The 9,613-nt window shown below is 72.0% G+C and carries 11 protein-coding genes; all 11 read right to left on the bottom strand.

Annotation, left to right across the window (positions count from 1 at the left end; all coding sequences use genetic code 11):
- Positions 1-598 (bottom strand): TonB-dependent receptor plug domain-containing protein (locus JWQ05_RS11605; RefSeq protein WP_299658600.1); only part of this gene is annotated, 598 nt, incomplete at its 3' end.
- Between the two features lie 43 nt (positions 599-641).
- A complete protein-coding gene (locus JWQ05_RS11600; RefSeq protein WP_299658599.1) occupies positions 642-1,016 on the bottom strand; it encodes a hypothetical protein in 375 nt (124 codons plus the stop codon).
- Between the two features lie 125 nt (positions 1,017-1,141).
- Positions 1,142-2,542, bottom strand: coding sequence for a chromate efflux transporter (gene chrA / locus JWQ05_RS11595; RefSeq protein ID WP_299658598.1), 1,401 nt, complete (start codon positions 2,540-2,542; stop codon positions 1,142-1,144).
- Between the two features lie 76 nt (positions 2,543-2,618).
- The gene (locus JWQ05_RS11590; protein ID WP_299658597.1) at positions 2,619-3,014 is read right to left on the bottom strand and encodes a nitrile hydratase accessory protein; all 396 of its coding nucleotides are present in this window, start codon (positions 3,012-3,014) and stop codon (positions 2,619-2,621) included.
- Positions 3,011-3,688 (bottom strand): nitrile hydratase subunit beta, encoded by a 678-nt coding sequence (gene nthB, locus JWQ05_RS11585; protein WP_299658596.1) that lies wholly within the window; start codon positions 3,686-3,688, stop codon positions 3,011-3,013. The genes JWQ05_RS11590 and nthB overlap by 4 nt, the downstream gene beginning before the upstream one ends.
- Entirely contained in the window at positions 3,685-4,335 is a 651-nt protein-coding gene (gene nthA, locus JWQ05_RS11580) for a nitrile hydratase subunit alpha (protein ID WP_299658595.1), read from the bottom strand. Before nthA ends, nthB begins: the two co-directional genes overlap by 4 nt.
- Positions 4,336-4,422: 87 nt before the next feature.
- On the bottom strand, positions 4,423-5,934 hold the full coding sequence (locus tag JWQ05_RS11575) for an ABC transporter ATP-binding protein (RefSeq protein WP_299658601.1): 1,512 nt from the start codon (positions 5,932-5,934) through the stop codon (positions 4,423-4,425).
- Positions 5,935-6,048: 114 nt separating this feature from the next.
- A complete protein-coding gene (locus tag JWQ05_RS11570; protein WP_299658594.1) occupies positions 6,049-6,753 on the bottom strand; it encodes an isochorismatase family cysteine hydrolase in 705 nt (234 codons plus the stop codon).
- A complete protein-coding gene (locus JWQ05_RS11565) occupies positions 6,750-7,778 on the bottom strand; it encodes a formamidase (RefSeq protein ID WP_299658593.1) in 1,029 nt (342 codons plus the stop codon). Before JWQ05_RS11565 ends, JWQ05_RS11570 begins: the two co-directional genes overlap by 4 nt.
- Positions 7,779-7,833: 55 nt before the next feature.
- Complete coding sequence (locus JWQ05_RS11560; protein WP_299658592.1) at positions 7,834-8,754, bottom strand: ABC transporter permease; 921 nt, start codon at positions 8,752-8,754, stop codon at positions 7,834-7,836.
- The coding region (locus tag JWQ05_RS11555; RefSeq protein ID WP_299658591.1) for an ABC transporter permease at positions 8,751-9,613 on the bottom strand (863 nt) is incomplete at its 5' end. The genes JWQ05_RS11555 and JWQ05_RS11560, both read right to left, overlap by 4 nt.

Here is a 9,613-nt window from a genome sequence, read left to right as displayed (position 1 = left end):
CGGTGCCGATCTCGTAGCCGTCGATCTCGCGGCCGGTGCGGGTGCGGAAGGCGAGCGCGCCGCCGGTGGCGTAGTTGCCGAACAGGGCCGATTGCGGCCCCCGGAACACGTCGATGCGGCTGTAGGCACGCGGATCCACGAGGTCGAAGCGCGAGGCGCCGTCGGGCTGGGTCAGGATGAAGCCGTCCTCCAGCACCACCGTGTTCTTGGTGACGCCGGTGGAGCGGGCGTTGTTGCCCCGGATCGAGATGACGACGTCGCGCGCGCCGTTGCCCTGGCGCACGGTGACGCCGGGGCTGTTGATCAGAACCGATCCGATGTTGGTGGCGGGCCGGTCGGCGATGGTGCCGTCGCGCCCCACCGTGCTCACCACCTGACCCACGGGGTTCTCGATGACGCTCGGCGCGGAGCCGGGCGGGGCCGCGACCCCGAACGGGACGGCCTCCTGGCGGCGGCTCGCGGACCCGCCGCCTTCGCCCACCACCGAGAGTTCCGCGAGGGTCACGCCCTCGCCGGAGGATTGCGCCAGGGCGGGCGCGGCGGCGAACAGCAGCAGGAGCGGGGCGAGACGCGGCTCGACCCGGGAAACGGGGGACATGGCGAAAATCCGTGGTCTGAGGGATCGAGGGGCGAGCGATCGATCAGACGACGGGGGGAGCGCGCGCGCTGGCGCTGACGCCGGGGGGCGCCCGGGGCGTTGCGACGATCTCGGGGCGCCAGACCGTCACGGCGGCACGGCGGCGTGGCCAGACGATCGCGGCGGCGGCCGGGATCGGCGCGTCGAGGGGCGCCACGACATGGGCGGCGGTGCAGCAGGCGAGGTGGCCATGCACCGGCGGCGCCGGCTTCGCGGGCCCTTGCGACGCCTCCGCATCCTGCAGGCAGAGGCTGTGGGCCGGGTCCATGGAGCGGACCCCGACCATGCCGCCGAGCACGGCCTGCAGGGCGAGCGCGTAGAGCGCGGCCACCGCGATGACCGCGCGGCAGGCCGCCAGATCGGACCGCGTGATGCGCATGCCACCGCGCCTAGGGCGGGTGCCGGCACCCCGTCAATGCACGTCCTCGGCGAGGGCCGGATTCGGCGGCTGTGTGTCCCAAACGACGCTGTCCCGATCCCGGGAAGGCCTCGCGCACGGGTGCCTCAAGCCCAGCCCAGCCCGTGGAGCAGCATCCCGGCCGTGGCGCAGGCCGCCAGCGTCGGGAGCACGCCGAGGCGGAACCGGAACACCGCCACGAGCGCGCCCAGCGCCAGCGCCAGCGCGGCCGGATCGAGGCTCGCGGGCACCGGCCAGTCGAACCGGAGCGGCCCGGCCGAGACGGTCCGCGTCTCGGTAAACAGGGTGTGGAGGGCGAACCAGACCGCGAGGTTGAGGATCACGCCCACCACCGCCGCCGTGATGGCGGAGAGCGCGCCCGCCAGCGCCCGGTTGCCGCGCAGGCGCTCCACGTAGGGCGCGCCGAGGAAGATCCAGAGGAAGCAGGGCGCGAAGGTCACCCAGGTGGTGAGGAGCCCGCCGAGGGTCCCGGCGAGGAGCGGCGGCAGCGCGCCGGGATTGCGGAAGGCCGCCATGAAACCCACGAACTGCGTGACCATGATCAGCGGGCCGGGCGTGGTCTCGGCCATGCCGAGCCCGTCCAGCATCTCGCCGGGCCGGAGCCAGCCGAACTGCTCCACCGCCGCCTGCGCGATGTAGGCCAGGACCGCGTAGGCGCCCCCGAAGGTCACCATCGCCATCTTGGAGAAGAACAGAGCGATCTGGGCGAACACGTCGCCGGGCCCGAGCAGCGCCACCACGAGGATCACCGGCGCCAGCCAGAGCCCGCCCCAGAGGGCGAGCACCCGGGGGACGTGCCCGTGTCCGGCGCGCTCATGCGGGACGGTCTCGTCGCCGAGGAGATAGGCCCCGCCCGCCTCCACCGCCGCGCCGCCGTGCCCCCCGAGCCGGAACTGCGGCAGGCCCGCCCGGCCCCCGAGATAGCCGATCAGGCCTGCGCCGAGGACGATGACGGGAAACGGCACGTCGAGGAAGAAGATCGCCACGAAGGAGGCGGCGGCCAGCGCCCGCATCGTGCCGCTGCCCAGGGCCTTGCGGCCGATGCGCAGGACCGCCTGGGCGACGACCGCCAGCACCGCCGCCTTCAGCCCGAAGAACAGGCCCGCGACCAGCCCGACATTGCCGTAGAGCGCGTAGATCCAGCTCAGGCCCATGATGGAGAGGAGGCCCGGCAGCACGAACAGCCCGCCGGCCAGGAGCCCGCCCCGGGTGCCGTGCAGGAGCCAGCCGATATAGGTGGCGAGCTGCTGCGCCTCGGGTCCGGGCAGCAGCGTGCAGAAATTCAGGGCGTGCAGGAAGCGCCGCTCGGAGATCCAGCGCCGCTCCTCCACCAGGATGCGGTGCATCACGGCGATCTGCCCGGCCGGCCCGCCGAAGGAGAGGCCGGCGATGCGCGCCCAGACCGGCAGCGCCTCCCCGAGCGTGACCGGCCGCGGGGCTGCGCCGTTCAGGCCGGGGGCGGGCGTATGGATCGCTGTTCCAAGCATCTCGAGGTCTCGTCTCGGGCCCGCTCGCGGCGCCGTGGGGTCATCGGGTGGCGGGGCGCCAGGGGCCGGGTGGTGATCAGTCGCCCAAGGCGGGCGGGCCACCGACGGCGTGCCGGGCCGAGCTCTCTCGAATCACGCAGTTCCGGATCAAGGGATCGTTCGCGAGCCGGATCGGTTCGCCGTGCGGGGTCGCGGCGGCGGCGCGGGCGAAAGCCGCCCGGCGCTCGGCCAGGTCTTCGGGGGCGAGGATCCCTCGCGCGGCGAGCAGACCCTCCAGGGCGGCGATCCAGGCGGTGTAATCCGCCGCCCGCCCGGTCGCCGCACTCTGTGCCCCGAGGGCATCCGCCCACGCCTGCCAATCGAACAGGCCGCGATCGTGCAGCGCCACCACGAGGGCGAAGGCCTGGGCCTCCCAAGGCTCGGCGAAGGCCGGATCGGCCGCCCCGCCGAAGGGGATGGGGTCGGCGCTCATGGCACGGGCTCCGGTTCCACGGGTTCCAGGTAGCTCTCGAAGGCGTTCACCGAGACGGCGTGGCCCGGCTCCGCCTCCGCACCCCAGAGGTCGCGGCCGCAGAACCGCACCGTGTAGAGCCATTGCGGCGCCTCCCCGGCCAGACGCGCGTTCGTGTCGGGAAACACGAAGCCGCCATGCACCGTCTCCACCGTGCCGACATGCCCGCGCACGTAGCGCGGCAGCCGGGTATGGCCGGCGGGATTGAGGATGCGGGCGCGGACGCGCTCGCCCGCCGCGAAGCGCGCGGGGGCGTCCACCGGCCGGTCGCTCGGGAAACCGCGCGCGAAGAGGGGCTCCACCGCCTCGCCCTTCAGCACCCGCGCCACCGGGGCGGGCGGGGTCGAGACCGTCCCGGAGGACAGTTCTTCCAGGGTGGCGAGTTCGTGGGCCCGGACCTGACGTTCCAGGGCTTTGAGCCAGATCGCGTAGTAGCTCGAGGTGAGGTACTCGCCCGGCGGCAGCGCCTCGCGGGCGGACCGGCTCGCGTCGAGGTTCCAGACGCCGGTGTAGCCCATCGCCATCGCCAGGCCGAAGACGCGCTTTTCCCACGCGGCGTGGAAGCGCGGCTCGTCCGCCTCCGGCGCGATGGGGCCGAAGCCGTGCATGCCCCCGAGGTCCTGGCCGCCGTTCATCCGGCTCCCCCCGGTGGGCGTGGCAGGCCGGTGCCGATCATCGCGTCGCGGGTGACGAGGGCGGCCAGCGCCGCCTCGTCGAGGCCCGCCGTCCCGGCGGGGCGCATCGGCAGGACCATGTAGCGAAGCTCGGCGGTGGAATCCCAGACTCGGATGCCTTGTGAAGCGGGGAGCGTGACGCCGAATTCGCCCAGCACCGCGCGCGGCTCGATCACGGCGCGCGAGCGGTAGGGCGGCGACTTGTACCAGACCGGCGGCAGGCCGAGCACCGGCCAGGGATAGCAGGAGCACAGGGTGCAGACGACGAGGTTGTGGGTCTCGGGCGTGTTCGCGACCACCACCATGTGCTCGCCGCCGCGCCCGCCGATTCCGAGTTCGCGCATGGCCGGCGTCGCGTCGGCGAGGAGCCGCGCGCGAAACGTCGGATCGACCCAGGCCCGCGCCACCACGCGGGCGCCGTTATGCGGCCCGACCTTGGTCTCGTAGGTCTCGATCAGCGCGTCGAGGGCGGCCGGATCGACGTAGCCCTTCTCCACCAGAACCGATTCCAGCGCCCGGACGCGCAGGTCCATCGGGGAGAGTTCGCTCTCCTCGTGGGCGTGATGGTCGTGGTCATGATGGTCTTGGTCTTGGTGGTTTTGCGCCATGCGACATCTCCGGGCGTCACGATAGGGCAGACGCCCGCGACCGTCACCCGCGCCGGCCCGAGGCCCGAGACAAGAGACCCGAGACCGTCAGTGATGCCCCGCCATGTGGCGGCCGATGGCTTGCGCGTCGGCTTGCGCGCCGGAGACCTCGTAGACGATGCGCCCGTCCGACATCACGACGATGCGGTCGGAGAGTTCCAGGATCTCGTCGAGGTCCTCGCTGATCAGCAGCACCGCCGCACCGGCGTTGCGTGCGGCCATGATCCGGGTCCGGATCTCGGCCACGGCGGAGAAGTCGAGCCCGAAGCACGGGTTGGCGACGATGAGGAGGTCGACCGGGTCGGTGAGTTCCCGCGCCAGCACGGCCCGCTGCACGTTGCCGCCGGACAGGGTCGCGATCGGGGCCTCGGAGGAGGCCGTCTTCACGCCGAAGCGCGCGATGAGATCCTTGGCGCGGCGGCGCATGGCGCTTCCGTCGAGCCAGAATGTCGGCCGGCCTGCCGGAGACCCGGCCCTGGACGCTCCCTCCCCGCGCCGGTCGAAGGCGCGAAAGGCGAGGTTCTCGGTGACCGACATGCGCGGCGCGCAGGCATTGCGCAGGGGCTCCTCCGGGATGAAGCGCACCCGCTGCGCCCGGCTCTGGGCGCGGCGCCCGTCATAGGCCTCGCCCCCGACCCGGACCTGCCCGCCCTCGGCCCGGATCTGGCCCCCCAGCACGTCGGCGAGTTCCTTCTGACCGTTGCCCGACACGCCCGCGACACCGACGATCTCGCGGGCATGCACCGTCAGCCCCTCCACGGCGATCCGGCGCAGGCCGGAGGCGTCGCTGGCCCGCAGGCCCGCGATGCGCAGCACGTCCCGCGCGGTGTCGGGCGTTCCCGTCCGGTCCGCCACCACGCGCACCGGGCGCGCGCCCATCATCATCGCCGCCATGTCGTCGCGGCTGAGTTCGCCGACGCGCCCGCCCCCGACGAGGCGACCCCGGCGCAGGACGCTGACGCTGCGGGCGAACGCCTCGACCTCGCGGAACTTGTGGCTGATCATCAGGACGCTGATCTCGCCCCGGTCCGCCATGGCGCGTAGCAAGCCGAGCACCTCCCCGGCCTCGTCGGGGGTGAGCACGGAGGTCGGCTCGTCGAGGATGAGGAAGCGGGCCTCGAGATAGAGCTGCTTGATGATCTCGAGCTTCTGCTTCTCGCCCGCGGCGAGTTCGGCCACCGGCCGGTCGAGGTTCAGCCGGAACGGCATCCGCTCCATGAAGGCGGCGAGCGCCGCCCGCTCCCCGCGCCAGTCGATCACCGCCGGCACGTCGGGCCGGGCGACGACGAGGTTCTCCAAGCCGGTGAGCGACGGGACCAGGGTGAAGTGCTGGTAGACCATGCCGAGGCCCCTGCCTTGAGCCCCCTTCGGATTGGTGATCGCCACCTCGCGCCCGGCCACCAGCACGCTTCCCGAACTCGGCGCGTAGAACCCCATGATGCACTTCACGAGGGTCGACTTGCCCGCCCCGTTCTCGCCGAGCAGCGCGTGGAAGCCGCCCGCCTCGATCTTCATCGAGACGTCGTCCAGCGCCGCGAAGGCGCCGAAGCGCTTCGTCATGCCGATGGTCTCGACCGCGATGGCGCCGGGCGGGGTCTCAGGCGGCACGGATGGCCTCCGGTCGGTCCACGGGACCACCTCTCTGACGGATTGCGGGAAAGGCACCATCGCGCATCATCCCATCGCGGCCAGGATCGCGTCCGACGTCGCCACCGCGCCGAACACCCCGCCCTGCATCGTCACCATCCGGAGGGCGGCGGCGTGGTTGGCCGGGTCGGTGGCCGCGCAGGCGTCGGAGACGATGACGCATTCGAAGCCCCGGTCGTTGGCCTCGCGCATGGTGGTGTGGACGCAGACATCCGTGGTGATGCCCGTGAGGATGAGGTTGCGAACCCCCAGGCGCCCGAGGATCAGCTCGAGATCGGTGGCGCAGAACGAGCCCTTGCCGGGCTTGTCGATGACCGGCTCGCCGGGTTCCGGCGCGAGTTCGGGGATGATCTCCCAGCCGGGTTCGCCGCGCACGAGCACACGCCCGCAGGGGCCGGGATCGCCGATGCCGGCGCCGATCCGGCGCGAGCGCCAGCGCTTGTTCTCGGGAAGATCCGCGAGGTCCGGGCGGTGGCCCTCGCGGGTGTGGATCACGTGGTAGCCGAGGCGCCGGGCCACCGCGAGCAGGCGCCCGATCGGGGCGATCGGCGCGCGGGTCAGGCCGATGTCGTAGCCCATGGCGTCGACGTAGCCGCCGGGCCCGCAGAAATCGACCTGCATGTCGATGACGACGAGCGCCGTGTTGCCGGGCCGCAGCGCGCCGTCGAAGGGCCAGGGATAGGGCTCGGCCGCGGCGTAGCGTCCGCTTGCGGGTGCCGGCTCCGCGCTCACTCCGCCGCCTCCCGCGCGTCCGGCGCCCGGCCGGCGCCGTAGGACCGGGTCGGTGCCGCGAATCCGCAGGAGGTGCCGTCGACGACCTTGACCTCGTCCTCCCAGGGCAGCCGGTACCGGCCGGCGGCGAGGTCCTGCATGTAGGTGTAGGGGCAATCCCCCGCCCCGCCCTTCACGGCGGTGTAGCCGCGATGGCCGAGCTGATAGATGTTGTTCTCGACGCCCCAGTGGATGCGCGCCTCGCGCACGAGGTCGGGCCGGACCTCCGCCGTGATGATCTCGTCGACCCGGCCGGTGGTGCCGTGGGCGACGACCGCGCCGTCGAAATTGACGATCATGCCCTCGCCCATGGAATCGAACGAGCCGTCCGAGCCGCACAGGCAGACATTGGCGGTGACCATCAGGTTGCAGAAGGCGTTTGCCTGGTTGGTGAAGCGCCAGGATTCGCGGATCGGCGCGGTGTAGCCCGCCGTGCGGATCATGATCTCGGCGCCCTTGTAGGCGCATTCGCGCGCCATCTCGGGGAACATCCCGTCATGGCATATGATGAGGGCGATCTTCGATCCGCGCGGCCCCTCGATCACCGGGATGCCGATGTCGCCGGGCTCCCAGGGCTCCACCGGCACCCAGGGGTGCATCTTGCGGTAGGTGAGCTTCACCGCGCCCGTATCGTCGATGATGAGGCCGGTGTTGTACGGGTTGCCGTGCGGGTTGAACTCCATGATGGAGAAGCAGCCCCAGATCTTGTTGTCGATGCAGGCCTCGGCGAAGGCCGCGACCTCGGGCCCGTCCATCCGACACAGGATGTCGGGGTTGGTGTCCATCGACAGGCCGTGGAGCGCGTATTCGGGGAACACCACGAGGTCCATGGTGGCGAGGTTGCGCCGGGCCTTGCCCACCATCGCGACGATGCGCTGGGTCTGGGCGGCGAGGTCGGCCTTGGTCGCAACGCTCGGCAATTGCAGCTGGACCAGGCCCAGCACCACGCCGTGGGGAGATTTGTTGAGGCCGCCCAGTCCGTTCATGGGACGATGTCCTTTTGCTTTGCTTTATTTGACTTGGATCTATTTGGATTGGGATCTACTTGGATTGGCCCAGTTCGCCCGGCGCGCCGGCGAGAGCCCGGTCGGGCGAAGATGTCGCGACGAGGACGCCGAGCGTCAGCACGTAGGGGGCCGCGTAGAACAGGTAGTAGCCCGACGAGACGCCCACCGATTGCAGGGCGGGCCCCAGCGCCCCCGCCCCGCCGAACAGAAGCGCGGCCCCGAAGCAGGCGAGCGGGTTCCAGCGGGCGAAGACCACGAGGGCCACCGCCATCAGGCCTTGGCCCGACGAGATCCCCTCGTTCCAGGAGCCCGGGTAGTACAGCGACAGGTAGGCCCCGCCGATGCCCGCCAGCACCCCGCCGGCCCCGGTGGCGAGCAGCCGCACGCGGTCGACGTGGTAGCCCATGGCCCGGGCGGCGTCGGCGCTGTCGCCGACGATGCGCACCACGAGCCCGACCCGGGTGTTGCGAAACGCCCACCACAGGAACAGGCTCAAGGCCGCGCCGACGAGGAACAGCACGTTGACCTGGAGCGCCGCCCGGACCTGGGGCAGGTCGGACCAGTTGCCCAGGGCAAGCGCCGGCAATTGCGGCGCGGAGGGCTGGATGAAGGCCTTGCCGAAGAAGAAGGCCAGCCCTGAGCCGAACAGCATCAGGGCGATGCCGAGCGCCACGTCGTTGACCCGGGGCAGCCGGCAGATCCAGCCGTGCAGCAGTCCGAACATCCCGCCCGCACACCCCGCCACGGCGACGCCGGCCCAGGCCGAGCCCGTGAGGACGGCGGTGGCGTAGGCCGACATCGCTCCGAACACGAGGGTGCCCTCGAGGCCGAGATTGATCCGCCCCGAGCGCTCCGTGATGGTCTCGCCGAGGCTGACGAACAGGAAGGGCGTCGAGACCCGGATGGCCCCGCCGATCACCGCGATGAGGACGCTCCAGAGCCCGATCTCGTTCATGGTGCCGCGGCTTTCGAGGGCGTGACGGCCGCCGCGCGCTTTTCCCCCCAGAGATGGGGGGAAAACACCTTGAAGCGCCCGTAGAGCGTCTCGCCCATGAGGACGAGGATGAAGAGCAGGCCTTCGAGCAGCAGGATGGTGGCGTCCGGCAGGTGCATGCGCCGCTGGATCAGGCCGCTCGCCGCCTCGATCCCGCCGAGCAGGAACGCCACGGGCGGGATCGCCAGGGGGTTCTGCCGGGCGAGGAAGGCGATGAGGATGCCGGTGTAGCCGTAGCCGGCCACCAGCGAGGCGTTGGCGTTGCCGTGCACGGCCGCCACCTCGAAGAAGCCGGCGAGTGCCGCGAGCGCGCCGCCGAGGGCGGTGAACCCGGCCACCAGCAGCCCGACGGGCAGACCCTGGATCTGCGCGGCGCGCACGTTGCCGCCCGCGATCCGCGCGGCGAAACCGAGCGTCGTGCGCTCCGTCAGGACCCAGGCGAGGAGACAGGCGGCGAGGCCGACGCCGAGTCCCCAATGCACCTCCAGGCCGGGCATCGCGCCGATCCGGAACGCCTCGTCGATGGCCTTCGTGGAGGGCTTGTTGAGGCTGCCCGGATCGCGCAGCCAGCCCTCGATCAGGTGGTTGGCGAGCGCGATGGCGATGTAGGACATCAGCAGGCTGGCGATGGTCTCGTTGACGCCCCGGTAGGCCCGCAGGGCCCCCACCGCCCCGAGCCAGAGTGCCCCGGTCGCGAAGGCCGCCAGCGCCATGAGGGGGATGCCGAGGGCGGCGGGCGCTCCGGAGAGCGGGGTCGCCGCCGCCGCGGCCGCGAGGCCGCCGAGCACGATCGCCCCCTCCCCGCCGATCACCACGAGGC

This window comes from Methylobacterium sp., from assembly GCF_028290105.1.
Taxonomy (GTDB): domain Bacteria; phylum Pseudomonadota; class Alphaproteobacteria; order Rhizobiales; family Beijerinckiaceae; genus Methylobacterium.
The sequence above is the reverse complement of the archived record's forward strand: the minus strand, read 5'-3'. Positions and strand labels throughout refer to the sequence as shown.